This window comes from Deinococcus aquaedulcis (assembly GCF_019693445.1).
GTDB lineage: Bacteria > Deinococcota > Deinococci > Deinococcales > Deinococcaceae > Deinococcus > Deinococcus aquaedulcis.
In genome coordinates this window covers 116,835-143,782 of the sequence record NZ_JAHRBL010000005.1, presented here as the reverse complement: position 1 = coordinate 143,782, position 26,948 = coordinate 116,835, and the positions used below count along the sequence as shown (strand labels likewise).

Genomic DNA, 26,948 nt, shown 5'->3' with positions numbered 1-26,948 from the left:
TGCCTTTCGCTACCGTAGCCCCCCAGCCCGCGCACTACACTGCCCGCGTGCGCGCCTCGCCTTGGCTTCCGGTTCTGCTGCTGCTGGCGCTGGCCGCCTACCTGCTGCCAGACGCCAATCTGCCCTTCGCGCCGCCCGCCCCGGTGACGCAGGGGACCCTGCCGGCCCCGCCGCGCGCGCTGCCGGCCCAGACGCAGGCGCTGTTCGAGCGCAGCCGCCCCGCCACCGTGCGTGTGGAAAGCGTGAACCCCGATACCCGCAACGCCGGCATTGGCACCGGCTTTTTTATCAGCGCGAGCGGGCAGGTGCTCACGGCCTACCACGTGGTCAGCGGGGGGCGGCTGTTTCAGGTGCGCACCCTGTCGGGCGAGTCCTACCCGGCGCGGGTGACCGCCTTCGATGCCAACAACGATGTGGCGCTGCTGACGGTGCGCGGCGGCGAGGGCTTTCCCTTCCTGAAGCTGGCCACCCGGGCGCCGCGCGTGGGCGAGACGGTGCTGGCCATTGGCAACAGCGGCGGCGATTTCCTGCAGCCGCGCCGGGGCCAGCTGCTGCGCTTGAACGCGGCCTCGGCCCGCGCCGATTTTCCGGGGGGCACCCTGGAGATGACCGCGCCCCTGGCCCCCGGCGACAGCGGCGGCCCCATTCTGGACGGTAACGGGCAGGCGATTGGCGTGGTGAGCTACATCAGCGTGGACGGCAGCGGGCAGACACGGCGCAGTTACGCGGTGCCGGTGGTGGAAGGCAACGAGCTGATCGCTGCCCTGCGGGGCGGCGAGAAACGCGACGTACCGGTGGTGGGTCTGTTCTTCGACGCCCTGCACAGCGGCCTGACCGACCCGCCGGGCGGCGTGGTGGACGCAGTGGCCCGCCGCAGCCCCGCCGAGCGCGCCGGTTTGCGCGGCAGTGTGCGGGACCGCGAGCAGAATCTGGTGAGTCTGGGCGACGTGATCGTGCGGGTGAACGGCGAACGCACCCGTGACGCCAACGCCGTCATTAACGCCATTCGGCGCCTGAAGATTGGCGAAACGGTGGTCTTGACCTACCTGCGGGGTGAAGAAACCCGCGAGGCCCGCATGACCCTGGTGCCGCGCGCCACCGTGCCGGACCTGCCCTGACAGCGGCTGCCCGTTCCACCCGGGGGCTCAACAACGGCCCCTTAAGCCCTCCGGGTTCTGCTCTGACGTTCAGCCGCCGCCCATCCTGGTTTCACCGGCCGGGTGCAGATTAAAGGGATGTCCAGAGCCTTTGTTCGTGAAGACGAGGGGGAACGCTGGCAGCCCCCGGCTCCCCGCCGTGCCTACCGCATTGTGTGGCGGGGCCATGAGACCCAGCCGCCTGAGGTGGTGCGCGAAACCGACGATCTGCTTGACGCCCTGCGCTGGTTACAGACCCGCGACCAGCGTCACCTGTTCGAACTGCGCGACGACCACGGCGTGCTGCTGGCCACCGCCAGCTGAAGGGAGGGAAGGGAAAGCCCCCGCCTCTCCTCACCTGGAGGCGCGGGGGCTTCTTTGGGGCCAGCGGGAGTGGGAGTCACCTTCAACACCCCCCCTCAGACGCGGCCCTTCTGGCGAGCGCCAACCCTCTCCCCACCTTGCGGGACCACCCTTTACTCGCCCGACCAGTCGCCCTCTAGCGTGAAACGCACGGTGCCGGCCAGGGTCTGCCCCGGGCTCAGTACGCGCAGGTCGGTGCCGTCCACGCCGCGCGGGGCCAGATTGAGGGCGTCGGTGGCGTGCGAGACCGGCTCTAAGGCCAGGCTGCCGTCCGGCGCCGTGAACACCACGAGGTGCGAATACACGTTGTCGGCGGTGATGGTCAGGGCCCGGCGGCCCCAATCCAGCCGCGCCACGCCATTCCAGGCGGTGTAGGTGGCGTCAATCTGGCGCTCACCCACGGGCACGGGACGGCGGAAGTCCTCGGCCGGGGTGACCGGCCGCGCGGCCCCCAGGGGCAACTGGCGTTCATCGGTGTCGTAGAGCAGTTCGGCGTCCACATCCAGCGTGGGGTCTACGCCCCCGGCACCCGCCTGCCGGGCAAAGTACGGGTGCAGGCCTAGTCCGGCCGGCATGGGCCGGGTGTCGGCATTCACAAGGCTGACGGTGGTGTCGAGGTGCGGGCCGTGCAGGCGGTAGTCCACGGCAGCGGTAAAGGCCCAGGGCCAGTTCACGTCGGCAAAGTCGCGGCTATCAAAGGTGGCGCGCAGGTGCGAGGCGCTGGCTTCGGCCACCCGCCAGGGCCGGTTGCGCACGTCGCCGTGCTGGGCCAGCCCATTTTTGGTGGTGGGCCGCAGCTGCACCTCCTGGCCCCCGAACGAAAAGCGGGCGTCGCGGATGCGGTTGCTGTAGGGCAACAGCAGAAAGCTGGCGCACTGGCTGCTGGTCTGCACGGTGCCGGGGTCTACTGCGCGCAGCACGGGCACCCCGGCCGCCGCGCGCAGGTTCAGCACGCTGGCGCCCAGGCCCGGCAGCACCTCCAGCGTCAAGTGCTCGCTGCGCAGGGTGTGCACTGGCCCGGGTCCGGCGGTCACGCGCGGCCCCGGGTGATTTCAAACAGCAGAATGCCGGCCGCCACCGAGGCGTTCAGGCTCTGCACCCGCCCGCGCACCGGAATGCTCACCAGGGCGTCGCATTTTTCGCGCACCAGGCGTCGCATGCCCTCGCCCTCAGCCCCGATCACCAGGGCCACCTTGCCGCTGAAATCCAGCTGGCGCACGTCCTGGGCGGCCTCGCCGGCCGCGCCATAGACCCACACCCCCTCTTTTTTCAGGGCGTCAATCAGGCGGGGCAGGTTCTTCGTCTGGGCCACGGGCAGGTAACTGGTGGCCCCGGCGGCGGTCTTGGCGACCACCGGCGAAAGGGGCGCGCTGCGGCGCTCTTCCACCACCACGCCGTGCGCACCCAGCACCTCGGCGCTGCGGATGATCGCGCCAAAGTTGCGCGGATCGGTAATGCCGTCCAGCAGTACGATCAGCAGGTCCTCGCCGCGCTGCTCGGCCAGGTCCAGAATGTCGTCCACGCTGCCCCACGCCAGGTCCTCGACTTCGGCCAGCAGGCCCTGGTGGGCGGTGGTGCCCGCCAGCTGGTCCAGTTCAATGCGCGGCGCAAAGCGCAGCCGGACCCCCGTGGCCTTGAGCTGCGCCACCAGCGCCTCTTCCACGCCCCGCGCGACCAGGACCTCACTCACGCGCCCCTCGCGAAGCGCCTCTAGCACCGGATTCCGCCCGTACAGCAACATGTCAGGCAGTGTACCCGGCGCGGGGGCATGGACTATTCCGCTGCCGGGGCCACGAACGCCGCGCTGTCGTAGTAGGTGCGGAAGGCCGTCACGCGGCCGTCCTGCACGTCAATCAGGCTCACGCCCCGGTAAGCCACGTCACGCCCGCCAGCCAGTTGCCCGGTGGTTTCCCACTCCATCACGCCCAGGCCGCCTTCCTCGTGGCTGCGGGAGAATTCACTGTGTACCTGCGCGAAGTTGTCGAGGTAGGTCTGCCAGAACTCGCGCGCGCCGTCCAGGCCCTGCCAGCTGTGCGCGCTCAGGTTACGCAGCGTGACCTCTGGGGCGTGTAGGGCCAGCAGGTCGTCCAACTGCCGGGTGTTCTCGGCGGTCTGAAGCGCGGCCATAAAGCGTTGGGTGGTGCTGCCGTCCGGGGCGTACGTCATGGGCCCCAGCACACCACCCCCTGCCCACCCAGAGCGTAGGCGCGGCTACGGGCTGAAGAAGGAATGAAGGGCAAGAGCGTGGAACCGCCAAGTGGGCGTGTGGGCAGCGGAGGGGTTGAAGAGACAGACCAGGCGCCAACGAATGACAGGAGGCTTTACAAGAGAAAGAATCCGTTTCGCCAGAGGCCACGAATTTGGCGCAGATGGCGGCCAGGCCTAGGGGCCTCTTTAGGCGGCGAGCACAAAGCTCCAGCCCTGTGCGGAGCTTCAGCTTTCATTGATGCCACGCAGAAGGTCACGTGTGTGGCAGCTGGCCGCGTAGGCCACACTCCCCTGCATCCACGCGGAAACCTGGTGGGAGGAGCGTTGCTGGCGGCTCAAGGAGAGTCGGCAGAGTCTGATGTTGAATGCAGGCGGCTGTGCATAGGTGCGAAGTGTCAAGATGCCTGCATGACTGATCACGTGCGGGCGAACGTGCAGGCCCGTCCCAACAAAAGGCGCGGGCGTCGGGCCGACCTTGCCAGCGCACTGGACCAGACTTGCCAGAGCTTGCCTTGCCCCCTTAACGGTGGCAGGGGTAGGGATCGAAAGGGCTTGACCCTATGAGCCGCCAGCCTCGCAGGGCCAGGTCTGCACCTGAAGGTGGAAATGGGCAGACCGGTGGGTACGTGGGCATGAAGGCTACGCTCGCCGGAGGGTGTTTAGGTCTTGGCATGACCTCTTTAATGGGCGCCATACAACAGGGGAGTGCCAGGCAAGGGGTTCTCGCCGCAGGTCTGCTCCTGGCCGCCCTTCTGATCTGGCAGAAACTCAGCGACAGGATCGTGGAAACCGTCTTTTGGTGGCTGGGGATTGCCTCTTTATGGCTGTTTTGCGGGCTTTGCATCGCTATGACGTTGCTTGGCCTGGTGTACGCGGCGCTGAGCATACGCGAGGGAGACTCGGTCTTTTGGACAGCATTGGTGATTGTTGCCCTGGCCCTGCCATGTGCGCTGGCACTGGGCCGAGCCGCGTTGCGGAGTCGACAGCCTCAGGCTGGGTGGCCTGCGTGAAGGCGCTGCTCTTCCTGGGGCGCTTCGCTGTGTTCCTGGTGCTGTATCTGCCGGCACGCTATGTCCTCGAAGCCCTGCAGTTGCCTGTCTGGGCGGCAGCCGGGGGGGCCTTTCTGTTCGCTGTAGGCACAGTGGAACTGCTGGCCCGCTGGCACAGGCGCAGGACCGGCGGCAGGGGCGGCCGGCCATAACCGTCTATCGCCTGCTGGGGGTGGGCGTCATGGTGGGTGCGGTCCTGGCCGTGACCCTGCCGCCCCTGGCCCCGGAAGTGTGGCGCGTGGGCGCGGCGGTGTTGGCCTTCGTGCTGGGCGCGGTGGCGTACCGGCGCTCTCGGGGAACGGACCGCCGGTCTGTTGTGGTCTTCCTGGGGGCGGCGTTCCTGGCCCTGGCCTTTGCCATGCCCAGCGCGGGCGTCGGGGTGGGGGTGGCCAGTGTGGGGGCCGCCGTGCTGCTGAGCGCCGCAACCTGGAAGCCCGGCAAAGGGAGAAAGTAGGCCGTGCGCGTCCTGGGGGCCTTAATGCTGCTGGCCGGGCTGGGTCTATTGCTGTGGGCCGGGCTTGACCTTGCACTCCAGGGCCACACGTCTGCCCCGTTTGGTGGCGTTGTGCCAGGGGGCGCATTGACCGTGGCGGGCGTGGGCCTGATGCGGTGGAACCAGGGGCGCGACAGACCCGGCCAAGGGGGCAAGCCTTTAAGGGGTTGAAGCCTGCCAGGGACCGAAGCGGCTGTGAGGCTCGGCCCCACCTTCTCCGGCCCGCCTCTGCCGTGGCCTGTGCGGGTGATTGTGCGGGCGGCCCTTCGGGTGCGCGCCGCCTTGCAGGCCAAGGAATGAGCAAAGTCGGCGTGAAGCCTCTTGCTGCGACGCTGCTGATCTTCGGGGCAGTCTGCCTCTTTCTGGGGACGGTCTATTTCTCTCTGGACGCGGTGCTGACCATGGCGTACTACAGCAACAGTGAAAAAGAATTGGGCCGTGCAGTGCAGCGTGTTGCCCTCTGCGGACTCGGTGTTCTTTTAAGCACTTGGGGAGCAGTCATGTTGATGCGGGAAACAAAGTCATGAGTGGCCCGCCCACCGTGCCCACCGACTACACTTCACGCCTGGACGTGATCGTGTCTTATGGCCCGGCCTTCCCGTGGGAAGTCTTCGCCCTGGCGTGCGCGCTGCTGTTCGTGGCGTTCCTCGTTCGCCGGGTCCCCTGGGCGCGCTGGATGCTGACCGTGGGGGGCGTGCTGGCGCTGATCGGCTCGGGGGTGTTATGGGCCGCAATGAGGTAGCCCCTGACCGGCGGACGAAAGCCGTGCGGCGCGTGCTGGCCGTTCTCCTGGGCCTGTGCGCGCTGGGGCTGTTGCTGTTTGCGCTGTATGCCCTGGCCTGGACGATCTACGGGCCTGCGTACGGCACAGACCCCGCCCGTACTGGCGTGGTGGCCCTGGGGGCAGCGTTGGGCGCCGGGCTGGCCGCCTGGGGCGCCGTGAGGCTCTGGAAGGGGAGACCTATCAGAGGCTGAGACCGCTTCTCGTCCAGTGAAAGAGGAGACATAGGCCGCGCAGCCACGCCTCCCCGTTCACTGGTCAGGCTTCGGCATCGGCCGGGTCAATCCCGCACCAGAGCATCAGGGCTACCCGCAGCCCGGCCACGTCCAGCCGGCCCATCGCCACCATCATGGTGTTGGTGGCGGCCTCCCGCTCGCTGGGGCTGGCCTGCAGCCCATTGCGTTTCAGTGTCAGCAGCATGACCTGAAGCGCCGTGCGTTTGTTGCCGTCACTGAACCCATGGTCATGGGCCAGGGTGTAGCCAATAGCGGCGACTTTCGTGAAGAGGGTGGCGTAAGCGTCCTCGGCAAACGCGCTGTCCGTGGCTTTGGCCGTCGCGCTTTGAATCACGCCCGGGTGCGCCACCCCGGAGCGGCCTGGGGACACCCTGAGAATGCTGTCGTGCACGAGGTGGACAAACGCCGCAGATGGATAGTCCTAGCCCTGGTAACGGTAAAAATAGCGCCCTGGAAGCGACATGGCTTAGAGCGTGGCGAGCAGATCAAGAATTCTTTTGTCGGCCTGAAGTTGTTCCATGACCCACGTCTCTACGTCCGCGTCCGTTGCCTCTGTCCGGGCCATGGGCTGCGCTTCCTTGAGGGTCTGGAAGGCAGGCAGTGGCTCATCAGGCGTATGGTAATTGGTCATGCTTTCCCCTTTTGCCGGTTCCGCCCAGAGCACGGAAGCCGCTTCCTGGCCGCCGAGCGAATCTTTGAGGGCTCACGTCGGGCCAAAGAAAAAACGGCGCCTGAAGCACCGTTTCTGTCTGGTGGGTCGTGTAGGAATCGAACCTACAACCCGCTGATTAAGAGTCAGCTGCTCTGCCAATTGAGCTAACGACCCAGAGCGGAAGGAAGTATACGGGCCGTTGCTCAGGCTGTCAAGCCAGCTTCGGCACCACTTGCGCCCGCACCGTCCCCGCCAGGTAGAGGCTCCCGGCCACCAGCAGCGTGCCGTCCGGTGGCGTCAGGGCCAGTGCACGGGCCAGGGCCTGCGCGGGATCGGGTACGGCCTCGCCGCCAAACGTGGCGGCCAATTCGGCAGGGGGCGTGGCAAGGTCGCCGGGGGCGGTAAAGACCCGTGTAGGCGCCACCGCCAGCAGTGGGGCCAGGGTGGCGGCGGTGTCCTTGCGGGCCAGTCCGCCGAACAGCAGCACGTCGGCGTGGGGCACGGCCAGGGCCAGGGCCTGGGTGGCGTGGGGGTTGTGGGCGCCGTCCACCAGGACTGTCTTGCCGCTGTGCTCAAAGCGTTCCAGCCGTGCGGGGTGGGCCGCATTCAGGGCGGCGGCCACGCCCCTGGCATAGCCCAGGGTGCGCAGGGTGGCGGCGGCCAGCGCAGCGTTCTGCGCCTGGTGAGCGCCCGCCAGCGCGGGGGGACGCGGTAGGGCAAAGAGTTCAGGGTGGCTGTGCGGGGTCAGCAGTGGGGCGCCGACCGTCTGGGCCACTTCGGCAATCACGGTCAGGGCCTCTCCCTGGGCGGTGGTCAGCAGGGGCACGCCGGGCTGGGCCGCGCCCGCTTTGTCGCGGGCAATCGCGGCCACCGTCTCACCCAGCACCGCCGTATGGTCCAGGCCCACATTGGTCAGGGCCACCGCCGCCACCCGGTCCAGGGCCTGGGTGGCGTCGCTCTGGCCGCCCACGCCCGCTTCCATCACCGCCACCTCCACCCCCTTCTCGGCAAACACCTGGCAGGCCAGGGCCAGGGTCAGGTCGAAAAAAGCCGCGTCGGGGGCGTGCGCCTTGGCCCAGGCGATAAAGGCGGCGGTGCGCGCCGGGTCCAGATTGGTGCCGCCCACCCGAATGCGTTCCTCGTAGGTGTGCAGGTGCGGGCTGGTAAAGCGGCCAGTGCGCACGCCTGCCGCCTGCAGCCCGGCCTCCAGCATGGCGCAGGTGCTGCCCTTGCCGTTGGTGCCCACCACGCGGATGCTGGCAAACGCGCGCTCCGGGTGGCCCAGGGCTGACAGCAGCGCCCGCGCGCCGTCCGGGCCCCGGGCGCGGCCCGCGCGGGTGCGGGCAAAGAGCCAGGGGTAGTCGGGCCAATGGGACTCGGGGGCAGGGGGCGGGGCGGCCATGCGCGCACGGTAAAGCAAGCGGCGGGGCCAGGGCCAGCCCGTCCAGCCCAGCCGGCAGCGCCCCCCGCCCCGGCAGGTACGATGCAGCCCGTGACCGATCTTGCCGGAGAAGGAACGCCGCGTGTGGGCGTGGTGATGGGCAGCCGCAGCGATTTCGAGACGATGGAAGGCGCCCTGACCGTGCTGCGTGACCTGGGGGTGCCCTACGAGGTGCGGGTGCTGTCCGCCCACCGCACGCCCGCGCTGCTGCCCAGTTACGGCGCGCGGGCCGAGCGCCTGAATCTCGCCTGCATCATCGCCGGGGCGGGGGGCGCGGCGCACCTGCCGGGCATGCTGGCGGCCTTTACCCGGGTGCCAGTGCTGGGCGTGCCGGTGCAGTCGCGTGCCCTGAGTGGCAAAGACAGTCTGCTGAGCATCGTGCAGATGCCCGCCGGGGTGCCAGTGGCCACCTTTGCAATTGGCGCGGCGGGCGCGAAGAACGCCGCCCTGTTTGCCGCCGCTCTGCTGGCCACCACCGATGAGGCCGTGCGCGCCCACCTGGACGCCTTCCGCGCCGCCCAGACGGGGGCGGTGCTGGACGACCCCTTCTTTGACGGTCACCCCCAGGCGGGCGAGGCATGAGCGCCCCACAGGCCACGGCCCACCCCGCACAGCCCACCCTGGGCATCCTGGGCGGCGGCCAGCTGGCGCAGATGCTGGCCCTGGCTGCGCTGCCGCTGGGCGTGCGGGTCAGGGTGCTGGAGCCCGACCCGGGGGCCCCGGCCCGCCTGTGCGCCGGGCACCTGCAGGCGCCCTACACCGACCCGGCTGGCCTGGAAGGGCTGGCGGGGTGCGACGCCGTCACCCTGGAATTTGAAAACGTGCCCCTGCCCGCCCTGGCCGCCCTGGAAGGCCGCGTGCCGGTGCGCCCAGGGCCCGGGGTCCTAGCGCGCAGCAAGCACCGTGCCCATGAAAAGGAAGCCCTGCGCGCGGCTGGGGTGGGCACCGCCCCTTTTGTGGTGCTGGAACAGGAGGCCGATCTACCCGGCGCCCTGGCCCAGGTGGGCGGGCAGGGCCTGCTGAAAACCAGCGAACTGGGCTACGACGGTAAGGGGCAGGTGCGGGTGAGCAGCCCTGCCGAGCTGGACGCCGCCTGGGCCGAACTGGGCCGCGTGCCCTGCGTGCTGGAGGGCCTCGTGGCCTTTGAGCGCGAACTCAGCTTGGCGGTGGCGCGGACGGCAACCGGGCAGGTGGCCTTCGGGCCGCTGGTGGAGAACGTGCACCGCCAGGGCATTCTGCGCACCAGCGTTTTCCCACCGGCCGCCCCACCCGCCACCGAGGCCAGGGCCCGCGAACTGGCCCGCGCCGTGGCCGAGGGCTGGGGCCTGGAAGGGCTGCTGACCCTGGAATTCTTCCAGCTGCCGGGCGGCGAGCTGCTGGTGAACGAAGTGGCCCCGCGCGTGCACAACAGCGGCCACCTCACCCAGGACGGCGGCGGGGTGAGCCAGTTCGAGGCGCAGGTGCGCGCGGTGTTGGGCCTGCCGCTGCGCGACTGGTCGCCGCTGCTGCCCTGCGCGATGGTGAATGTGGTGGGCGTGGCGGGCCCGGACGGCCAGCCGCTGCACCCCGACTGGGCCGCCATTGACGCCCTGGATGGCACAAGGGTGCATCTGTACCACAAGGCGTGGCGGGCCGGGCGCAAGCTGGGCCACGTGAATCTGGTGGCGCCCGATCAGGCCACGTTGCACGCGCGCCTGCGCGAACTGGAAGCCCTGATTCCCTGAAATCTGGCCACCCCAGCACACCCGCCTGAAGGGGGGCTGACTGCCCCAGAAACCTCAACCTTCCGGGAAGGCGGGCTAAGCGGCAGTCAAAGTCCGCCTCACGGGCGCGGGGCACGCGCCCCCTAGCCTGAAAGGCATGATCCGCTCTGCGCGCATGCTTCTCCCTCTGCTCACGCTGGCCCTGGCGGGCGGCGCGCAGGCCCAGACCTTCAAACTGGTGTTCAAGACCACCGAGGCGTCGATCCGCAAAGGCGAGGTCCGCCAGCAGGCCATCGTCAAATCGTGGGCGCTGCCGGCGGCCGGTGTGAAGGCCAGCAAGAAATACAACAAGGTCAGCAGCACCTTCACGCCCATTCTGAACAAGATCGAAAAGACCCTGAACGCCCGCAAGCCCAAGCCCGCCGTGTTCCGCAACGTGGGCGGCAGCTGGGCCGCCCAGGGCCAGACCGGCTGGGTCTTTGACCGCGACGCCACCAAGGCCAACCTGCTGCGGGCCATCCGCTCGGGCAAGGGCACGGCGCAGGTGGCCTTTAAGCGCATTGAGCCCGCGCGCAGTGTCCAGGTGTTGGCCCAGCGCGGCGTGCTGTGGCATGTGGCTTCGGGCAGCAGCAGCTACGCGGGCAGCCCCAGTTTCCGCGAGAAGAACATTCTGGTGGGCGCCAGCAAGCTCGACAACTTCTTTATTGCCCCGGGGCACGTGTTCAACTTCAACGAGGAAATTGGCCAGATTGACGCCAGCACCGGCTTCGTGAAGGGCTTCGTGATCAGCGACGGCACCCTCACCAAGGAGGACGGCGGCGGCATCTGTCAGGTCAGCACCACCATCTTCCGGGCGCTGTACAGCGCGGGGTTGCCCATCGTGGAGCGCCACGAGCACAGCCACCGCGTCAAGTATTACGACCCCGTGGGCTTTGAAGCCACCGTGTACGCCCCGGCCAAGAACCTGCGCATGAAAAACGACACCGGCGCGCACCTGTTTATCCAGGCCAGCTGGAACAAGGCGGCCGACACCCTGCGCTTTGATGTCTTCGGCGCCAACACCGGGCGGCAGGTGAACATCAGTAAGCCCGTGATCACCAACTTCAAGGCGCCGGCCAAACCCAGCTACACCGCCGACAAGAGCGTGGCCCTGGGCGGGCGCCGCCTGCTGGACACCCCGGCGCAGGGCATGACCAGCGTGATTACCCGCACCATCAAGGTGAAGGGCAAAGTGGTGAGCAAAGACACCCTGAAAAGCGTGTACGAGCCCTGGGGCGCGGTGTACGGCGTGAACCCCAAGGACAAGCGCCTGAAACGATAAGTGCTGTTCAGGGGTGGGCCGCGCTGGGTCAGGCGGCCCGCCTTCGTGCCCGGGGCACCTTCTGACAGCGGCCTGAAGTCGTGCAAAACTTCGTCGCCCGCCACCGCCGCTTCCGGGTACACTGCGGATGTGCTCCTGACAATCCTGCTGCTTCTGATGGCTCTGGGTGGAGTCGCGCTGCTGCTGAGCGGCGTGACCCGGGGCCAGTCCCGTTACTCGGCCATTCCCCAGGGCCATGCCCGCCGCGACAGCGCCCAGGACGTGTTCTGGGAAGGCCGCGTGCTGGCTGCCCTGCACGGCAACCGCGCGGCCCTGGAACGCCACGTGCTGAGCAAGCAGCGCAGCCACCCTGGCCTGAAGCGCTGGCAGTTGCTGCGCCTGGTGGACCTGGACCTCGCCAAGAAAGCGGGCAAGGGCCGCCACGTGCCGCGCCCCGCCGTGTTCCGCACGCACTTCTAGAGCAGCCTCAGGGAGAGGAAGAACAGCCCCGGTTGCGGGGTAGCCCACGCCAGGGCCGTGGCTGGGTTGCCTGCGCGTGGCCCGGCCTTTTTCTCTACACTGCCGCGCGGATGACCCTGCCGCCTGTTCCCGACGACCTCCGCACCCCCCGCCTGTGGCTGCGCCGCCCGGCGGTGGCCGACGCCCCGGCGCTGGTGGCGGCCGTGAACGCCTCGCTGCCCGAACTGCGCCGCTGGATGCACTGGGCCCAGGCGCCCCTGACCCTGGAAGGCGCCCAGGCGAACCTGCACGCCGCCGCCGAGCGCTTCGAGACGCGCGAGAACCTGCGCTACCACGTGTGGAACGCCCAGGGCACCGAACTGCTGGGCAGCAGCGGCTACCACGCCCTGGACTGGCGCGTGCCCAAGGGCGAAATCGGCTACTGGATCGCCACGGCGCACACCGGCCAGGGCTACGCCCAGGAGGTCGCGCAGGCCCTGACCGAACTGGCCCTGGGCCCGCTGGCCTTTGCCCGCCTGGAAATCCGCTGCGACCCCGACAACACCCGCAGCGCCCGCATTCCCCAGACCCTGGGCTACACCCTGGACGCCCGCTTCGTGAACGACGACGTGCGCGCCGACGACCCGGCGCGACGGCGAGACACGCTGGTGTTCAGCAAAGTTGGGCCGATGGCGGATGGCTGAGAGCAGATGGCACAAGGCCAGACCAGAGCGGGTGACCCTCTGTTTCATTGAAGTGCGGGGCCAAGAGCACAGCGCAGCTTGCCCCCGTTACGCCATCGGCCCGGCCATAGACCATCGGCCCCTACGGCGTTAGCCTCGTCCCTGCCTCGCCCCGCGCGGCCTCGGCCAGCACGCCGGCCCGCATGCCGCTGGCGATGACGGCAAAGGGCGCGCCCCGGTCCAGGGCGTCCAGCGCCGCGCGCACCTTGGGGATCATGCCGCCGGCGATCCAGCCGGCCTCAATGCCAGCTTCGGCCTCGGCGCGGGTCAGGTGGGGGGCGAGGCTCTGGGGGTCGGGGTAGGCGCGGTACACGCCCTCCACATCGGTCAGGAACACGATGCCGTCGCCCAGGGCGCCTGCCACCGCGCCGGCCGCCGTATCGGCGTTCACGTTCAGGGGCTCGCCTGCCTCGTCCACCGCCACGCAGCCCACCACCGGGGTCAGGCCGGCGCCCAGCAGGGTGCGCAGCAGCGCGGCGTTCACGCCGGTCACGCGGCCCACGCGGCCCAGTTCGGGGTCCAGCAGTTCGGCCTGCAGCAGGCGGTCGTCGCGGCCCATCAGGCCCACGGCGCGGCCCACGTCCTGGCTCAGCTGCTTGTTCAGGCCACACAGCGCCAGTTCCACCACCTGCATGGCCTGGGGCGAGGTCACGCGCAGGCCGCCCCGGAATTCGCTGGGCACGCCGCGCGCGGCCAACTCCTGCTCAATCACCGGGCCACCGCCGTGGACCACCACCACCGCGTGTTCTGCGCGCAGGGCCGCGATTTCCCCAGCCACGGCCCGGCGCAGCTCCAGACTTTTCATGGCATTGCCGCCGTACTTGACGATCACCCTTTGGAGTGTAGGCGAGAACGCGGCGGGGCAGTCCCCAGACCTAATCGTGACTGGCGCGCAGCGGGGTGGCCACCGGGGGGGTGGGGGGCCGGGTGCCCACCGGGCGGGCGTACCACGTCATCACCGGGCGGGCGTCCAGGGTAAACGTAAAGCCCAGGCGCTCCCAGAAGCGGGCGCCGCGCGGGTTGTCGCCCAGTACGCTGGCCAGGATGCGCGTGGTGCCCGGCGGCACCCGGCCCTCCAGGTGGCGCACCGCGCGGCGGCCCCAGCCCTGCGACTGGCGGTCCTCGCGGATCAGCAGCAGGTTGATGGTCAGGTCGCCGCTTTCCGGGAAATCGCGTTTGCAGTCGAGGCTGCCAATGACCTCGCCGCGCTCGTCAAGCAGCAGTTCCAGGCTGCGGCGGGGGTCCAACAGGGCCACCTCCACGTCCCGCTGCACTTCGCTGAGGGTGGGCAGGCGCGTGCTGAGGAGCTCGAAATACCCCGGCGACGCGGCGTACAGCTGGTGGAGCAGCGGCGCGTGGTGCAGCGCCAGCGGCGTAACGTTCAAAGGGCCTCCCCGAAGTCCGGCTGGGACGGGTAAACCATACAGGTGAGTGTGGCCGGACTGAGCCGAGCATACGCCCCCTGCAGCCGGGCGCGGTGAATTCCGCCACAGCCGAGCCCCAAGGCTGACTTCACCGAACAGGGGGGGCAGGTGCGCTACCCTGCGCAGATGATCGCCGCCCCGAACTTTTACGCCCGTCAGCTCGCGCGCCCTGGCGCCGTGCTGGCCCCCATGGCGGGCTACAGCGACGCCCCCATGCGCCAGCTGGCCGCCGAGCAGGGCGCGCTGTGGACGGTCAGCGAGATGATCAGCGCGCGCGGGCTGGTCTCGGGGGGCGACAGCGAGAAACTGAACCTGGGCCGCCCCTACGCCGGCGAGCAGGGGCGCGTGGTGCAGCTGTTCGGCGCCGACAGTGAGGTGCTGGCCGAGGCCGTGGCCCGCGCCGAGCGCTGGTTTACCCCGGCGGCCCTGGACCTGAACATGGGCTGCCCGGTCCCCAAGATTCGGGGCCGGGGCGGGGCCTGCCTGCTGCAGACCCCCGAGGTGGCCTACGAACTGGTGCGCGCTATGAAGAGTGCGACCGCGCTGGACGTGAGCGCCAAGATTCGTCTGGGCTGGGACCATGACCGCAGCCTGGAGGTGGCCCAGGGTCTGGAGGCGGCGGGCGCCGCCCTGATCACGGTGCATGGCCGCACCAGTGCCCAGCGCTATACCGGCGAGGCCGACTGGGACGCCATTGCACGTGTGGCGGCGGGCGTGAAGGTGCCTGTGGTGGGCAGCGGCGACGTGACGACCCCGGAAATGGCCCGGGGGCGTGCGCGCACAGGCGTGGCCGCCGTGATGATCGGGCGGGGCGCGGTGGGCAACCCGTGGATCTTCCGCGCGCTGGCCACCGGCCAGGACGAGCGCCCCGGCCCCGTCCAGCGCGCCCGCACCGCCCTGCGCCACGCCGAGCTGCAGGAACAGTTCTACGCTGACCCCACGGGGCGCCTGACCCTGCGCCCGCTGCGCAAGGTGCTGCCGGCCTACCTGCCGGATTTCCCCGAATTGCGTGACGCCCTGGTGAACGTGGTGACCGTGCAGGACGTCAGGGCGGCCCTCTCGCCGCTGCTGGAAGACCCGCAAGGCAGGCAAGTGGCGCCGGGGGGCGGCGCGGCGGGGTATGCTGTGGGTCATTCATGAACGTGCGCGAGTACTACGCCTACTTGACGGCTGCGCGGGAGCAGCTGTGGAACTTCCTGCGCGCCCTGCCGGCAGCGGACCTGGACCGGAACCTCATTGAGACCGGCGACCGGTTTCATTGCATCAAGGACCTGCTGCTGCACGTAACCGATGTGGAAGACCACTGGGTGCACGGCATTGCCCTGGGCGACGGCGTGCAGGGCCAGTACCCGCACGACTGGGTGCAGCCGCGCGCGCAGCAGTACGACCTGAACTGGATTCTGGACTACAGCCGCGAAGTCACCCGGCGCACCCAGGCCCTGCTGGACAGCGACCCGGACCTGGACCGCAGCGTGAAGCTGGTTCAGGACGACCCCGCCAGCGACACCGTGACCCTGGACCAGCTGCTGTGGAACGTGATGACCCACGAGGTCCGCCACACCGCCCAGATTGCCCTGATGATCCGCCAGTTGGGCCACACCCCGCCCTGGCTGGACTACATGCGCTTCGTGCGCCCGCAGAGCACCCCCGCCCAGGCCGGCGCCCCCGACCAGGGCCTGGACGCTGGCGAGCTGGACGACGATCTGTAGACCTGCCGAAAGAGACGAGCGCCGCGCCCCGGAAGTGGGGCGCGGCTTTGCTGTGGGCGATGGGTGGTTCGGTTTTCACGGAGAAGCGGGCGCGTTCCCCAGCGCAGTGGTCAAGAAGACCCGGATACCGACAGCGTTACGTCCTGGCCAGGGCGGCTTGACGAGAGCGGCACTCTTGCGCCTCCCTTTTATGTGGCACGCTGGGGCTTGAAGAGCTTCGTAGAAGAGGGGGAAGCAACTCCAGCCTTTGACCCAATCTTGTTTTCCTCCCCCCGCTCGTGGAGACACCAGCAGTCCAGGTGGATTCCCAGCACAGGTCAAAGGCAAGAGAACACCCTTGCCTGCGCCCCCAAGAACGGATCAGCGCCCCGGTGCTCCCTTTACGCCCCCGCCCTCACTTCCCCAGGCTGGAGGCCAGGGCCAGCTTCAAAGCCCCTTCGGCATTCAGCAGGCCGGCGCCGCAGGTGCGCTCGGGCTGGGGGTCGCAGCGACCCCCGGGGAATAGCGCGGCGCTGCGGGTCAGGTACGAGCGCAGCAGGGCCGGGCTCAGGCCAGGGCGTACCCCCAGAAGCAGGCTGGCCACCCCGGCGGCGTGGGGCGCGGCGAAGCTGGTGCCGTTGGGGCTGCGCTCGCCGCCCGGGCCCGCAGCGCTGCTGGCCACAATGCCCTGCGTGGGGTCGCCCCCCGGCGCGGCCAGGGCCACCGTGCGGCCCCAGTTGGCGTAGCCCGGGCGCTGTCCGGCGGCGTTCACGCTGGTCACGGTCAGCACGTTGCGGCAGCCGGCCGGGGAATAGCCGCCCGCGTCCCGGCCGTCGTTGGCGGCGCCGGCAATCACCAGTGCGCCCTTGGCGGTCACGGCGTCCACCGCCGCCTGCACCCGCGCGTCGCAGCCGGTCAGGGGAATAAAGTCGGCGTACAGGCTGAGGTTCAGAATTCGCGCTGGGTTGGGGTTGGCGGGCACGCCCGGGACGCTCAGGCCAGCGGCCCATTTCAGGCCGTCCACCAGATCCGGGACCTCAATGGTGCCGTCCACCGCTGCCACCCGCACATGGACCACCCGTGCCTGCGGATTGATGCCCGCCATGCCCCGCCCATCGTGCGCCGCGCCAATCAGGTTGGCGATGATCTCGCTGTGGTAGGCGAACTCGCCCACCGCGTGAGCCTCCGGGTCGCGGCCATTGCCGTCACCCGCACGGGCCGGGCTGCTCACGAAGTCGTAGCCATTGATGGCCCGCGCGCCCAGTTCGGGGCTGGGCACGTAGCCGGTGTCCAGCACAGCCACGGTCACCGGGGCGCCCCGGGCGCCAGTGCCGGTGCCGGGCAGCAGCGCCCAGGCCTGCGGCAGCCGGACCGCGCTGAGGTTCCACTGCCGCGCATACAGGGGATCGCTGGGCGTTGCGGCGCTGGCGGCCGTGGGGCTAGGGGTGGGGGTCGTTGAGGCCGTGCTGGCCGGCAGCGGCACCAGTGGGGCGCTGGACCGGGGGGCGGCTGGCAGCGGGCTGAGTTCCGGCAGCGTGAGGTCCTGCGCGGGGGCGGCCGAACCCAGCAGGGCCGCGCCCAGCAGCGTGCGGGCGAGCAATCGGGGGGTCATCCGTGCAGTGTGCCGCCCCCATCTGACGCCGACCTGAGCGGCACCCAGAGCGCCTCTTAAGCGCTGAGCGACCCTGGGCGGTGTCTGCTCAGGACAGCGGGGAGGAGAGAGGCCGCGTTTTGACCCCAGGGCGGAACGGGCCGCCGCTGTAAGTGAAGAACGGACAAAACAGCGGCGCTGGCGGCAGGGAAGGGACCGCTTCCGGTTCCTGGGCGCCCCGGTCCACCCCTCTGGCTGCTGCGTTGGGGCTACCATCACCCGTATGAACGCTTCTGCGGCGCCCGTCCTCCCCAGCCATCCCACTGCGCGCCCCGTGGTGGTGCTTACCGGGGCGTCCAGCGGCATTGGCCGGGCCACGGCCGAGGAACTGGCCGATCTGGGCTACGCCCTGGTGCTGGCCGCCCGCCGCACTGACGAGCTGCACGCCCTGGCCCGCCGCCTGGACCCGTCCGGCGCGCGGGTGATTGCCGTACCCACCGACGTCACCGACGACGCCTCGCGCCGCGCGCTGCTGGCCGCTGCCCAGGCCCACTTTGGCCGGATTGACGTGCTGGTGAACAACGCCGGGGTCACCGTGGAGCGCGGCTGGTGGTGGAACGATGCCGACCCCCTCCGGGTGCTGCGGGTGAATCTCGAAGCGCCAGTTGAACTCACGCGGCTGGTGCTGCCCGCCCTGCGTGCCCAGGGCAGCGGGCACATTGTGAACATCGGCTCGGTGGCGGGGCTGGCGGCCACCAACGGCATCTATTCGGCCAGCAAATTCGGGCTGCGCGGCTTTTCGCTGGCCCTGCGGCGCGAACTGCTGGGCAGCGGCGTGCACGTCAGTCTGGTGGCGCCGGGCTTCGTGAAAAGCGAGATGACCGCCCGCGCCCGCCTGCCCATGCCGGGCCCCGAGGTGGTGGCGCGCGCTGTGGCGGCCGTGCTGCTGCGCCCGCGTGCCGAAACGGTTGTGCCCGCGCCCTACCGCGCGCTGGTGTGGCTGGAGCGCCACTTTCCGGCCCTGGGCGACTGGGTGGTGCAGCGCCTGATCTGGCGCCGCTACGACCACAGTGGCGCCTCAGACGCCGCGCGGCGCTGACCTCAGCCCTGGTTTGAACAAAGGCGCAAGGTGGCCTTTACGCGACCGGGGGCAGGCGCCGCTTAGACTGGGCGGGTGAATCTGGTCAAGACCGCTTTCAAGACCATTCAGCCGTCGCTGGAACGGGCGGTGCTGATCGTGGACCGGGCCTTTAGCGGCTACGTGCAGCCCCGCCGGGCGCGCGGCAAGCTGATTCTGCAGCCCTACGTGGGCTGGGGCACCCCGCAGCACGTGGAGCTGACCGGGCGCGTGCTGCTGCCTCGCACCCTGGCCCCGGCGCGCAAGGGCGACCGCCGCTGGCAGAACGCCCGCAACATGCTGCGCCGCCTGCTCTCGCGCGAGGTGGCCGGGGTCAAGGTGATGGGTACCCTGGACGGGGTCACGGTCAGTGCGGTCAGCGACAGCGACGGCTATTTCACCCTGAACTTCACGCCCAGTTCGCCGCTGGGGGGCGGCTGGCATCAGGTGAGCCTGAAGATGGAGGGCCGCGAGGTGAGCGCCGTGGCCCGAGTGCAGGTGGTCTCGGCGGCGCGCTTTGGCGTGATCAGCGACCTGGACGACACCGTGCTCAAGTCGGACGTGACCAGCCTGCCGCGCATGCTGAGCACCGTGCTCACCGGCAACGCCCGTACCCGCCTGCCGTTCCCGGGCGTGGGGGCCCTGTACCGCGCGCTCACCCGCGACGGCGAGGCCCGCAATCCCATCTTTTACGTGTCCAGCAGCCCGTGGAACCTGTTCGATCTGCTGTGGCAGTTTCTGGACTACCGCCGCATTCCGCTGGGGCCCATGTTCCTGCGCAACTGGGGCATGGACCTGCTGGGCGGGCACGGCGGGCACAAGCACACCGTCATTGAGCGGATTTTCGAGCGCTTTCCAGAACTGCCCTTTGTGCTGGTGGGCGACAGCGGCGAAAAGGACCCCGAAATCTACGCCGAGGTGGTCCACCGCCATCCCAGCCGCGTGCTGGCCGTGTATATCCGCGACGTGACCGAAGCCAGCCGCGACGAGGGTGTGCTGAAGCTGCGCGAGGAGGTGCGCAAGGCCGGGGTGGACCTCGTGCTGGCCGCCGACAGCCTGAACGCCGCCAGCCATGCCATGGCCATGGGCCTGATCACGTCGGGCGAATACCGCAGCGTCCTGACCAGCGTGGCGCGCACCTACGAAACCTGAGCGGGCAGGGGAAGCGGGGCGGCCGGGAAGATCCTGGCCGCCCCGCTTACCCTAGCTGGGGACCTTGCCCCTCACCTCATCAACGTTGAAGAAGAGCACCGAAACGTTTCCATTCCCGGTGTGAGGTCCTTTTTTCGCTCCTCGCTCTGCGGCGCAGCTGTTCCAGTCCGCTTGGTTGATCTTTAGATCAACCGCGAGATACTTAGCGCCCCGCTGCCCCGGCCAGATACGCCTGCGCCTGGGGCACCTCCAGTTGCCAGAGGGTGGTGGTCGAGTAGGGCCGGAAGCCCATCTCCTCGTTGATCCGGCGCATGGCCGCGTTGCTGTCAGCGTTTTCGGTGCGCACAAAGCGGGCCTCCGGGTTGCGGGCCAGGGCGCGCTGCAGGGCAGCGGCTTTCAGCCAGCGGCCCAGCCCCAGGCCCCGCGCCTCGGGCCGCACCCCGGTGGCGCCTTGGGCCAGCAGGGTCGGCCGCGCCGGGTGCCATGTCAGTTCGGTAAAGCCCTCGAGGCCGCCGTCGTTCGGTCGCCGGGCCACCACCAGCACGCGCTGGCGCCCCGAGGCCTGAAAGTGCGCCTCCACCTCGCGGAACTGCTCGGTGCTCAGTGTGCTGTCTTCCACGTCCAGGTCGCCCAGCGGCTGGTCGTTCATCACCTGGGTCAGCTCGGCAAAGGCGGCGATGTCAGCCTCGGGCACTTCGCCTTCCCACAGCTCCAGTCGGTGGCCCTGGGCGCGCGCTTCCCCCTGGGCGGCCCACTGCGCCAGCTGTTCATGCGACAGGTCTGCCAGCGCCAGCTGGTTCACCTGCGCGCTCAGGCCCGGGGTGGCCCCAGCGCGGCGCAGGGCCGCCTCGCCTGCAGGCACCCGGGCGTGGCTGCCCAGCAGCAGCAGCCGGCGGTCAGCCTCGTGGGCGGCCTCCGTCACCTGCGCCAGCAGGGCGCGGCCCAGGCCCTGGCGGCGGTAGGGGGCCAGCACCCCCAGGTTCACCTGCGCCAGATGCCGGTTCTGGTCCAGGTTCACCAGGGCCACGTTCGCCTCGGCCACCACGCGTCCGCCGTCCCACACGGCCCAGGCGGGAAGGTTCACGAACGGGGGCAGATGGCGCAGCTGCGCAGCCAGCTGCCCGGGCTGAATGGCCGGATCATCCGGCTGCCGTTCGTGCAGCTGGGCGGTGGCAAAGACCGCCAGCGCCTCCACCAGCGCGTCCGGGGCGGTGCGGGCGTCGTAGGGCTCCAGGCGAAGGCCAGCGCGCAGGCGGGGCGAGTGGGCGGGGGCGGGCAGGGGGGTCGGCTGCGACATAGGGCCTCCTGGGCCAGGCCGGGGCGGCTGGCCTGAATGTGGGGTGTGGTGGCGTGGAAGAGAGCGTTGGCCCGGTCCTCAGGGCCCGTGCAGGTGGCCGGGAAAACTCATCAGGACAAATGTGGCCGGCTGGGCGGGGTCCGGTGCGGGGCCATCCTCCAGTTCGTTCAGCAACTGGTCCAGGGCTGCCTGTACCTGCCGGTACTGCTCCGGGGTCAGCCGGACGGCCCGCAGGCGCATGGCCGGGGGATAGGGGCCCGCTGGCGCAGGCTCGCCCGCTGCGGGTGTGGCCCCCAGACTCACCGTCAGGTGGGTGTCCCCGAGTGGGGCTCCCAGGTCCTGTCGCGTCTGCCAGCCCAGCACCGCGCGGGCATAGGCGCCCGTGATCTCGCGCATCACCGGTTCAATCAGCGTCAGGGGTTCGTCCATCCGCACCAGGTCGCGCGGCACCTGAAACGTCTGGGCGGCGGCGCGGTACAGCGTGCCCTTGCCCTGGCGACCATCGGCGTGCAGCAGGCCCGTGCGCGCCAGCTTGCCCACGTGGTAGGCCACGCGGTTGGCGGGTTCGCCCAGCGCGCGGGCCGCCTGGCTGGCGGTGCAGGGGCTCAGAAACTGTTCCAGAAGGCGGGCCCCATACGTGAAGTCCAGCAGCGCCGCCGCCTGCGCGGGGGTGGTGATCTGGAGGGTGGCCTGGGGTTCGGGCATGGGGGCATTGTGCCCGGCGCGGATTTCAAGAGAAACCCACCCCTTTGAAATGGCCCCTTCTCAGTCGCTCGCTGTTGATCTTGAGATCAACCGAGCGGGCTGGAACAGCGGCGTCGCAGAGCGAGAACCGAAAAAAGTGCCTCGCCCCGAGAATGGAAACGTTTCTGCGCTGTCCTGAAACGTTGGCATGGGGGAGGGGCGAGGTACTTCAATGGCCCGGCACCTGCGGCCCGCCCACGGCAGGGGCGCCGCTACACTGCGTCCCAATGCCTGACTACATCGCCGACCTGCGCGCCCTGATCGGCCACCGTCCGGTCAACCTGATGGGCGCGTGCGGCCTGATCCGGGATGCCCAGGGCCGTTTGCTGCTGCAGCGGCTGGCCGGGCGCGACGTGTGGGCCCTGCCCGGCGGCCTGTGCGAACTGGGCGAGCCGCCCCTGGTCACCCTGCAGCGCGAGGTCTGGGAGGAAACCGCCCTGACCGTGCAGGCTGCGACCCTGCTGGACCTGCTGACCACGCCGCTGCGCACGGTGCCGAACGGCGATCAGGCGCATTTTTATACCGCCATCTACCGCGTGGATGCGTGGCACGGCACCCCCGTCCCCGACGGCGTGGAGGGCGTCGAACTGGCGTTTTTCGCCCCCGACGCGCTGCCCGCCCTGCGCGGTCAGCCGGGCGAGTATGCCCGCGCGTGGCTGTGGGGGCAGAGGGGGCACGAGCCATGAGCTATGGGCCATGGGCTATGAGGTCTGAGCCCAGACGCGCGGGTTCCTGGAACAGCAGGTCTTGACCGGTTGCCCCGCTCCCCGTATGGAAGGTCCTCTACCGCAGGAAGGGGCAAGGTGTCTTTCCCCATGGCTCACGGCCCATAGCCCATGGCCCATGGCCCTTCAGTCCCCCACGAACACCAGCCGCTCAAAGCTGCCGTCCGGCCGCGCCTCCGGCAGCCCCGCCTCGGCGGCTTGCTTCAGCCGTTCCAGGGTGACCGACACCGCCGGGCCCTCGCCGTACAGGCGCGCGGCCTCGTCGGTCAGTTGCACTTCCAGGCCGCGCCCCATGCCGTCGGTGGCGCGCAGCACCAGCCCCGGGCCGGGCACGTGCTGCACCTGTACCCCGGGCGCAAAGCCCGTCAACGCCACCTGATGCCGCAGGGTTGTCTCGTCCATGCCCGCATTCTGGCGCGGTCTGGGGGCACCGGAGCGGCTCCCTAAAGAAAATCACGGTCCACGCGGGGCCGGCTCGGCCCGTATGCTGGCGCCTGTGACGCTGTTTGATCCGCCTGCCCCCCTGGCCGAGCGCCTGCGCCCCCGCTCGGTGGCCGAGGTGGCGGGGCAGACCCACCTGCTGGGGCCCGGCAAACCGCTGACCCGCGTGCTGCAGGGCGGGCGCCTGGGCAGCCTGATTCTGTGGGGCCCGCCCGGCGTGGGCAAAACCACCCTGGCGCGGCTGCTGGCGGGCGAGGTGGGCGCGCATTTCATCGCCCTGTCGGCGGTGAGTGCCGGGGTCAAGGACGTGCGCGACGCCGTGGCCGAGGCCGAGCGCCAGCGCGCCCGGGGCCTGCGCACCGTGCTGTTTCTGGATGAAATCCACCGTTTCAACAAGGCCCAGCAGGACGCCCTGCTGCCGCATGTGGAGTCGGGGCTGCTGACCCTGATCGGTGCCACCACGGAAAACCCGTCGTTTGAGGTGAACCCGGCGCTGCGCTCGCGCGCCCGCACGCTGGTGCTGCAGGCCCTGAGCCCCGAGGAGGTGCGCGGCTTGCTGGAGCGCGCCCTGAGCGACGAACGGGGCTTGAGCGGGGTTACGGCCCAGCCCGAGGCCCTGGATCTGCTGGCCCGCCTGGCCGAGGGCGACGCCCGGCGCGCCCTGAGCACCCTGGAGGTGGCCGCCACCCTGGCCAACCCGGTGACCCCAGAAGCGATCACCGAGGCCTTCGGGCGCCACCTGCCGCAGATGGACAAGAACGGCGAGGATTTTTACAACCTGATTTCCGCGCTGCACAAGAGCGTGCGGGCCAGCCATGTGGACGCCAGCCTGTACTGGCTGGCCCGCATGGTGGAGGGCGGCGCCGATCCCCGCTACATTGCCCGGCGCATCATCCGCATGGCCGCCGAGGACATTGGGCTGGCCGATCCCCAGGCCCTGCGGCTGGCGGTGGCCGCCCACGACACCGCCGATTTTCTGGGCCACCCCGAAGGTGATCTGGCGCTGGCGCAGGCGGTGGTGTACCTCGCCCTGGCGCCCAAAAGCAACAGCGTGTACGTGGCCTGGGGCGAGGCCCTGAAGGCCGTGCGCGAGGGCGAAAGCCTGCCGGTGCCCCTGCACCTGCGCAACGCGCCCACCGCCCTGATGCGGCAGCAGGGCTACGGGCAGGCCTACGCCTACTACTTCGACGACCCGGAAGGGTCGTTTGCCCAGTCCTACCTGCCCGACGGCGTGCAACTGAACCTGTACGCCCCCACCGGCGAGGGCTGGGAAGCGCGCGTGGCGGAGCGCTGGCGCAAGCTCAAAGACGCCCACGGGGAAGGGGAGGGCAGCGGGGGCTGAGGGCCAGGCTCTGACGGCTAAGCTCTGAAGGCCTGGCCCCGACAGGCAGGACATTCGGCGGCGCCCTTTTCCCTACTGTGCAGGCACCACAATTTCGCCGGAGGTGCTCCCGTCATGCTCAGCCGCCCTGTTCTGCCCCCGCCCCACATTCGTCTTTCCTGGCTGGTGCCGCTGCTGGCTGCGGTCACGGCCCTGGCCCTGCTGCCGTATGCCACGCCTCAGGGCCGCACGCTGCTGGCCGGCGCCGCGCTGTTCGACGCCACCCTGACCACCGCCCTGCTGGTATGGGCCGCGTCGCCACGCCAGGAGCGCCACTGGCCCCGCGCCCTGCTGCTGGGCCTGCGCGGCGCACTCGTGCTGGCCCTGTGCGTGCCGCTGGTGCGGGATTGGTGGGGGCTGGGCGTGGCGGCGCTGGTGGCGGGCGCGGCCCTGGGCCTGCGGGGCCTGCGGCGGCCCCTTCCTGAAGGCTTTGCCGAACTCGACGATGTGGAGCGCGCCGAGGCCTTGCTGGCCCGCGCGCTGCCCTCGCCCCGCATGGCCCGGCTGCTGAGCTACGACGCCCTGCTGTGGCCCCACCTGTGGCGCCGCCCGGCCCTTCCCGAAGGCCAGCACTTCGGCACCCAGCGCGGCTCGTCGGTGCCCGCCACGGTGACGCTGCTGCTGTTTTACACCGCCCTGGAAAGCCTGCCGGTTCACTTTGTGCTGGCGCCGCACTCGCCCACGGCGGCGGCCCTGCATCTGGCCGCGAACGCGCTGGGCGCCGGGTGGCTGCTGGCCTACACCCGCGCGCTGGCGCGCCGCCCCCTGACGGTCACCCACCGCCGCCTGTACCTGCGCACCGGGCTGCACTGGACCGCCAGCACGCCGCTGGTCAACGTGCAATCGGCCCGCGCCTTTGCGGCCGGCCAAGACGCTGCTGTGCCCACCATCGCCGTGGGGGTGAAACCGAACGTGGTGCTGACCTTCGCGCAGCCGGTGCGCGTGCTGGGGCCCTACGGGATGACGAAAACGGCCCCCCAGCTCAGCCTGCATGTAGACGACCCTAAGGGGTTTCTGGCGGCGGTAGAGGGCACGGCACAGGCCTAAGCCCCGCACCCGGCACCGGCCTGAAGGCCAAAACAGCCCCGCCTGCTCGTCAGAGAATCAGGCGGGGTGAAGAGGCTCACCGGACGCCGAAGCGTGGTGGTGAGGGGTGACGCGTTCAAGGTCAGGCGTGAGGGGTGCTGGGCGTGCCCGGTGAGAGGGGTGACACTTGCCCCAGTGCCTCAGGGAGGTTGCAACGTAACCCTGTTGCGAGGGGGGCTTCCGCTCGCCCTGTGGGCCTCTCCACTCTGCACTGTGCGCCTAAGCGGGCAGGTCCGTCAACCAGTTGGTCTGCTGAATCTGGGCTTCCAGTTCGCGGCGGGCTTTGGCCAGTGCGTCCACCTGCGTTTGCAGCACCCGGGCGGGCAGGGTGGGGAGAATACGCACTTCGCTGGTGCTGTAGCGGGTGGGGCGTTCAGAGGCGGTCAGGGCGGCGCGGCGCAACACCCTCAGGCGCAGGTCGAGCAGGTCACGCCTTGTCAGGGCGTCGGTCAGGGTTTCACCGCCCGGCAGCGTGGCCGACAGGTTGGCGCGGTGAATCCGGGGCAGCAGGGTGCTCAGCGCGCCCACCACCCGGTCAAACTCTTCCAGCAGGGCCTGGGGCGACTCCGACGGCTCCTCGCCTTCCTGCACCAGCATGTTCCGAACAAGGCGCTCTTCCAGCTGCGCGGCGCGTTTTTGAAGGTCGGCACGTTCAATCAGGGCTTCGGCCAGTTTCATCGGCTTCAGCGTACTGGCTGTGTTCGCCCGGTGCCGGAGAGTTCTGCGGGGGTGGCGCGGCCACACCGCCCTGACCCGCCCCCTCCGCTGATCACGGCCTGATCACGGGGGGCAGTGTTCACTGAGCCCAGCGCCCGAACAGCGCCGCCGGCACGCCCGCCCGGTCCTGTTCCCGCGCCCGTCCCTGCGGCGCCGCTCTGCCGCCTGCAGGGCAGGGGAGGCCATTGCCAGCGACCCGTCGGCACCATTTGTCCAGCCACCCTCAGCTCTCGTCGTCCCGTTTTGCCTGCCCGTCACCCCTGGAGGAGAGGATCATGACCGACAAGACCGCGCCGCGCCGCAGCACCTTCACCGTGGATTTCGGTGACACCCCACTCTCGCCGGAGTTCCGCGCCCTGCTGGACCGCCGCCTGCGCCTGACCACCATGCAGACCCTCGCCGAGCTGGACCTGCACGGCGACAGCGAACTGCACTACAAGTTTCCCAAAGAGTGGATGGGCATTTTCATTCGCCCGGACAAGCAGATTGCCGAGCGGCTGCGGTCGTTTACCCGCTAGGCCATGACCGCCTTGCCCCGTGGGCCGCTGCTGTGTCCCAGTTCCACCTGCGCGCCCGGCCACCTGTTGATCGGCGTGGTGGCGCCCGGCGGCCTGATTCAGCTGCTGCCCAGTGTCCTGGAGGTGGACACCGAGTTTGTGGCCGCCGCCCGCACCGGCCGCGCGCCGGAAAAACGCTTCCGCTTTGCCTCGCCCTGTCAGGCGGGGGGCTGCGCGCAGTGGACCGGACAGCGCTGCGGCGTGATTGACGCGGTGGCCGAGGTGGTGCCCCTGCAGCCCGGCGCCGCCCTGCCCCCGTGCAGCATCCGGGACCGCTGCCGCTGGTACGTGCAGACCGGCGAGGGCGCCTGCCAGGGTTGCGCCCATGTGGTCACAGACCTGGGGACTACCGCTGGGCACCCGGCCCTCAGTTAGCCGCTGGGCACCAGCAGGGGGAGCGCGCCGCCCGTCGGGGCCGGCGCGCCTCCTCTTGAATGGGGACAATGCGTTCTGGTCAATGGTTC

At 69.9% G+C, this 26,948-nt stretch carries 34 protein-coding genes and 1 tRNA gene; 21 read left to right on the top strand and 14 right to left on the bottom strand.

Annotated elements, in window-relative coordinates; genetic code table 11:
- Nucleotides 1–47: 47 nt before the first annotated feature.
- Nucleotides 48–1,118 (top strand): S1C family serine protease, encoded by a 1,071-nt coding sequence (locus KMW22_RS08820; protein ID WP_221089669.1) that lies wholly within the window; start codon nt 48–50, stop codon nt 1,116–1,118.
- A gap of 117 nt (nt 1,119–1,235) precedes the next feature.
- Complete coding sequence (locus KMW22_RS08815; protein ID WP_221089668.1) at nt 1,236–1,460, top strand: hypothetical protein; 225 nt, start codon at nt 1,236–1,238, stop codon at nt 1,458–1,460.
- 152 nt (nt 1,461–1,612) lie between these two features.
- On the opposite strand, the gene KMW22_RS08810 is transcribed toward KMW22_RS08815, so the two are convergent.
- From KMW22_RS08810 to KMW22_RS08800, 3 genes are read right to left on the bottom strand one after another with little or no spacing between them, the layout of a single operon-like run.
- Nucleotides 1,613–2,533: an aldose 1-epimerase gene (locus tag KMW22_RS08810; RefSeq protein WP_221089667.1), complete on the bottom strand. Its 921-nt coding sequence runs from the start codon at nt 2,531–2,533 to the stop codon at nt 1,613–1,615.
- The gene (rlmB, locus tag KMW22_RS08805) at nt 2,530–3,240 is read right to left on the bottom strand and encodes a 23S rRNA (guanosine(2251)-2'-O)-methyltransferase RlmB (RefSeq protein WP_221089666.1); all 711 of its coding nucleotides are present in this window, start codon (nt 3,238–3,240) and stop codon (nt 2,530–2,532) included. Before rlmB ends, KMW22_RS08810 begins: the two co-directional genes overlap by 4 nt.
- A gap of 32 nt (nt 3,241–3,272) precedes the next feature.
- The gene (locus KMW22_RS08800) at nt 3,273–3,665 is read right to left on the bottom strand and encodes a nuclear transport factor 2 family protein (RefSeq protein WP_221089665.1); all 393 of its coding nucleotides are present in this window, start codon (nt 3,663–3,665) and stop codon (nt 3,273–3,275) included.
- Between the two features lie 1,048 nt (nt 3,666–4,713).
- Between KMW22_RS08800 and KMW22_RS08795 the strand changes: the two genes are divergently transcribed.
- The 5 genes from KMW22_RS08795 to KMW22_RS08775 all read left to right on the top strand — a co-directional run bounded on the left by KMW22_RS08795 (nt 4,714) and on the right by KMW22_RS08775 (nt 6,224).
- Nucleotides 4,714–4,908, top strand: coding sequence for a hypothetical protein (locus KMW22_RS08795; protein ID WP_221089664.1), 195 nt, complete (start codon nt 4,714–4,716; stop codon nt 4,906–4,908).
- Nucleotides 4,909–4,937: 29 nt separating this feature from the next.
- Entirely contained in the window at nt 4,938–5,210 is a 273-nt protein-coding gene (locus KMW22_RS08790; protein WP_221089663.1) for a hypothetical protein, read from the top strand.
- Between the two features lie 335 nt (nt 5,211–5,545).
- The gene (locus KMW22_RS08785) at nt 5,546–5,776 is read left to right on the top strand and encodes a hypothetical protein (protein WP_221089662.1); all 231 of its coding nucleotides are present in this window, start codon (nt 5,546–5,548) and stop codon (nt 5,774–5,776) included.
- Entirely contained in the window at nt 5,773–5,991 is a 219-nt protein-coding gene (locus KMW22_RS08780) for a hypothetical protein (protein ID WP_221089661.1), read from the top strand. Before KMW22_RS08785 ends, KMW22_RS08780 begins: the two co-directional genes overlap by 4 nt.
- Nucleotides 5,973–6,224: a hypothetical protein gene (locus KMW22_RS08775; protein WP_221089660.1), complete on the top strand. Its 252-nt coding sequence runs from the start codon at nt 5,973–5,975 to the stop codon at nt 6,222–6,224. Before KMW22_RS08780 ends, KMW22_RS08775 begins: the two co-directional genes overlap by 19 nt.
- Nucleotides 6,225–6,288: 64 nt before the next feature.
- Here the strand turns inward: KMW22_RS08775 and KMW22_RS08770 are convergent, their stop codons facing one another.
- From KMW22_RS08770 to KMW22_RS08755, 4 genes are all read right to left on the bottom strand, one after another.
- Nucleotides 6,289–6,657: a type II toxin-antitoxin system death-on-curing family toxin gene (locus tag KMW22_RS08770; protein WP_328774642.1), complete on the bottom strand. Its 369-nt coding sequence runs from the start codon at nt 6,655–6,657 to the stop codon at nt 6,289–6,291.
- A 75-nt stretch (nt 6,658–6,732) separates the two neighbouring features.
- On the bottom strand, nt 6,733–6,897 hold the full coding sequence (locus KMW22_RS08765; RefSeq protein ID WP_221089658.1) for a hypothetical protein: 165 nt from the start codon (nt 6,895–6,897) through the stop codon (nt 6,733–6,735).
- Nucleotides 6,898–7,016: 119 nt separating this feature from the next.
- Nucleotides 7,017–7,092: transfer RNA gene (locus KMW22_RS08760), tRNA-Lys, on the bottom strand.
- A gap of 37 nt (nt 7,093–7,129) precedes the next feature.
- Nucleotides 7,130–8,320 (bottom strand): glutamate ligase domain-containing protein, encoded by a 1,191-nt coding sequence (locus tag KMW22_RS08755; protein WP_221089657.1) that lies wholly within the window; start codon nt 8,318–8,320, stop codon nt 7,130–7,132.
- Between the two features lie 123 nt (nt 8,321–8,443).
- On the opposite strand from KMW22_RS08755, the gene purE reads away from it, so the two are divergent.
- The 5 genes from purE to KMW22_RS08730 all read left to right on the top strand — a co-directional run bounded on the left by purE (nt 8,444) and on the right by KMW22_RS08730 (nt 12,525).
- Nucleotides 8,444–8,941 (top strand): 5-(carboxyamino)imidazole ribonucleotide mutase, encoded by a 498-nt coding sequence (gene purE / locus KMW22_RS08750; RefSeq protein ID WP_407928433.1) that lies wholly within the window; start codon nt 8,444–8,446, stop codon nt 8,939–8,941.
- Nucleotides 8,938–10,083: a 5-(carboxyamino)imidazole ribonucleotide synthase gene (gene purK, locus KMW22_RS08745; protein ID WP_221089655.1), complete on the top strand. Its 1,146-nt coding sequence runs from the start codon at nt 8,938–8,940 to the stop codon at nt 10,081–10,083. The genes purE and purK overlap by 4 nt, the downstream gene beginning before the upstream one ends.
- 136 nt (nt 10,084–10,219) lie before the next feature.
- Nucleotides 10,220–11,383: a VanW family protein gene (locus KMW22_RS08740; RefSeq protein WP_221089654.1), complete on the top strand. Its 1,164-nt coding sequence runs from the start codon at nt 10,220–10,222 to the stop codon at nt 11,381–11,383.
- Nucleotides 11,384–11,512: 129 nt separating this feature from the next.
- Nucleotides 11,513–11,842: a hypothetical protein gene (locus tag KMW22_RS08735; RefSeq protein WP_221089653.1), complete on the top strand. Its 330-nt coding sequence runs from the start codon at nt 11,513–11,515 to the stop codon at nt 11,840–11,842.
- Between the two features lie 110 nt (nt 11,843–11,952).
- Nucleotides 11,953–12,525, top strand: coding sequence for a GNAT family N-acetyltransferase (locus KMW22_RS08730; RefSeq protein ID WP_221089652.1), 573 nt, complete (start codon nt 11,953–11,955; stop codon nt 12,523–12,525).
- 121 nt (nt 12,526–12,646) lie between these two features.
- Here the strand turns inward: KMW22_RS08730 and argB are convergent, their stop codons facing one another.
- Both argB and KMW22_RS08720 read right to left on the bottom strand, forming a co-directional pair.
- The gene (argB, locus tag KMW22_RS08725) at nt 12,647–13,396 is read right to left on the bottom strand and encodes an acetylglutamate kinase (RefSeq protein WP_221089651.1); all 750 of its coding nucleotides are present in this window, start codon (nt 13,394–13,396) and stop codon (nt 12,647–12,649) included.
- A gap of 43 nt (nt 13,397–13,439) precedes the next feature.
- A complete protein-coding gene (locus tag KMW22_RS08720; protein ID WP_221089650.1) occupies nt 13,440–13,949 on the bottom strand; it encodes a GNAT family N-acetyltransferase in 510 nt (169 codons plus the stop codon).
- A 165-nt stretch (nt 13,950–14,114) separates the two neighbouring features.
- Between KMW22_RS08720 and KMW22_RS08715 the strand changes: the two genes are divergently transcribed.
- Together KMW22_RS08715 and KMW22_RS08710 are read left to right on the top strand one after the other, a co-directional pair.
- Nucleotides 14,115–15,128: a tRNA dihydrouridine synthase gene (locus KMW22_RS08715; protein ID WP_221089649.1), complete on the top strand. Its 1,014-nt coding sequence runs from the start codon at nt 14,115–14,117 to the stop codon at nt 15,126–15,128.
- Nucleotides 15,125–15,697 carry a DinB family protein gene (locus KMW22_RS08710; RefSeq protein ID WP_221089648.1) on the top strand — a complete coding sequence of 191 codons (573 nt, stop codon included), beginning with the start codon at nt 15,125–15,127 and terminating at the stop codon, nt 15,695–15,697. Before KMW22_RS08715 ends, KMW22_RS08710 begins: the two co-directional genes overlap by 4 nt.
- Nucleotides 15,698–16,091: 394 nt before the next feature.
- On the opposite strand, the gene KMW22_RS08705 is transcribed toward KMW22_RS08710, so the two are convergent.
- Entirely contained in the window at nt 16,092–17,288 is a 1,197-nt protein-coding gene (locus KMW22_RS08705) for a S8 family serine peptidase (protein ID WP_221089647.1), read from the bottom strand.
- A 262-nt stretch (nt 17,289–17,550) separates the two neighbouring features.
- Here KMW22_RS08705 and KMW22_RS08700 point away from each other — a divergent pair, with 262 nt between their 5' ends.
- The gene (locus KMW22_RS08700; RefSeq protein WP_221089646.1) at nt 17,551–18,366 is read left to right on the top strand and encodes an SDR family NAD(P)-dependent oxidoreductase; all 816 of its coding nucleotides are present in this window, start codon (nt 17,551–17,553) and stop codon (nt 18,364–18,366) included.
- 75 nt (nt 18,367–18,441) lie between these two features.
- Nucleotides 18,442–19,536 carry an App1 family protein gene (locus KMW22_RS08695; RefSeq protein WP_221089645.1) on the top strand — a complete coding sequence of 365 codons (1,095 nt, stop codon included), beginning with the start codon at nt 18,442–18,444 and terminating at the stop codon, nt 19,534–19,536.
- A 202-nt stretch (nt 19,537–19,738) separates the two neighbouring features.
- Here the strand turns inward: KMW22_RS08695 and KMW22_RS08690 are convergent, their stop codons facing one another.
- Both KMW22_RS08690 and KMW22_RS08685 read right to left on the bottom strand, forming a co-directional pair.
- Nucleotides 19,739–20,833, bottom strand: a complete 1,095-nt coding sequence (locus tag KMW22_RS08690) for a GNAT family N-acetyltransferase (protein ID WP_221089644.1) — start codon at nt 20,831–20,833, stop codon at nt 19,739–19,741.
- 78 nt (nt 20,834–20,911) lie between these two features.
- On the bottom strand, nt 20,912–21,538 hold the full coding sequence (locus tag KMW22_RS08685) for a helix-turn-helix domain-containing protein (RefSeq protein ID WP_221089643.1): 627 nt from the start codon (nt 21,536–21,538) through the stop codon (nt 20,912–20,914).
- A 266-nt stretch (nt 21,539–21,804) separates the two neighbouring features.
- Here KMW22_RS08685 and KMW22_RS08680 point away from each other — a divergent pair, with 266 nt between their 5' ends.
- Entirely contained in the window at nt 21,805–22,263 is a 459-nt protein-coding gene (locus KMW22_RS08680; protein ID WP_221089642.1) for an NUDIX domain-containing protein, read from the top strand.
- A gap of 165 nt (nt 22,264–22,428) precedes the next feature.
- Here the strand turns inward: KMW22_RS08680 and KMW22_RS08675 are convergent, their stop codons facing one another.
- A complete protein-coding gene (locus tag KMW22_RS08675) occupies nt 22,429–22,704 on the bottom strand; it encodes a hypothetical protein (RefSeq protein WP_221089641.1) in 276 nt (91 codons plus the stop codon).
- A 94-nt stretch (nt 22,705–22,798) separates the two neighbouring features.
- Here KMW22_RS08675 and KMW22_RS08670 point away from each other — a divergent pair, with 94 nt between their 5' ends.
- Both KMW22_RS08670 and KMW22_RS08665 read left to right on the top strand, forming a co-directional pair.
- Nucleotides 22,799–24,085 carry a replication-associated recombination protein A gene (locus KMW22_RS08670; RefSeq protein ID WP_328774641.1) on the top strand — a complete coding sequence of 429 codons (1,287 nt, stop codon included), beginning with the start codon at nt 22,799–22,801 and terminating at the stop codon, nt 24,083–24,085.
- 114 nt (nt 24,086–24,199) lie between these two features.
- A complete protein-coding gene (locus KMW22_RS08665; RefSeq protein ID WP_235692787.1) occupies nt 24,200–25,171 on the top strand; it encodes a hypothetical protein in 972 nt (323 codons plus the stop codon).
- A gap of 258 nt (nt 25,172–25,429) precedes the next feature.
- Here the strand turns inward: KMW22_RS08665 and KMW22_RS08660 are convergent, their stop codons facing one another.
- Nucleotides 25,430–25,888 carry a DIP1984 family protein gene (locus KMW22_RS08660; protein WP_221089639.1) on the bottom strand — a complete coding sequence of 153 codons (459 nt, stop codon included), beginning with the start codon at nt 25,886–25,888 and terminating at the stop codon, nt 25,430–25,432.
- Nucleotides 25,889–26,202: 314 nt separating this feature from the next.
- Between KMW22_RS08660 and KMW22_RS08655 the strand changes: the two genes are divergently transcribed.
- Nucleotides 26,203–26,445 (top strand): hypothetical protein, encoded by a 243-nt coding sequence (locus KMW22_RS08655; RefSeq protein ID WP_221089638.1) that lies wholly within the window; start codon nt 26,203–26,205, stop codon nt 26,443–26,445.
- A 3-nt stretch (nt 26,446–26,448) separates the two neighbouring features.
- On the top strand, nt 26,449–26,859 hold the full coding sequence (locus KMW22_RS08650; RefSeq protein WP_221089637.1) for a hypothetical protein: 411 nt from the start codon (nt 26,449–26,451) through the stop codon (nt 26,857–26,859).
- Nucleotides 26,860–26,948: the final 89 nt, after the last annotated feature.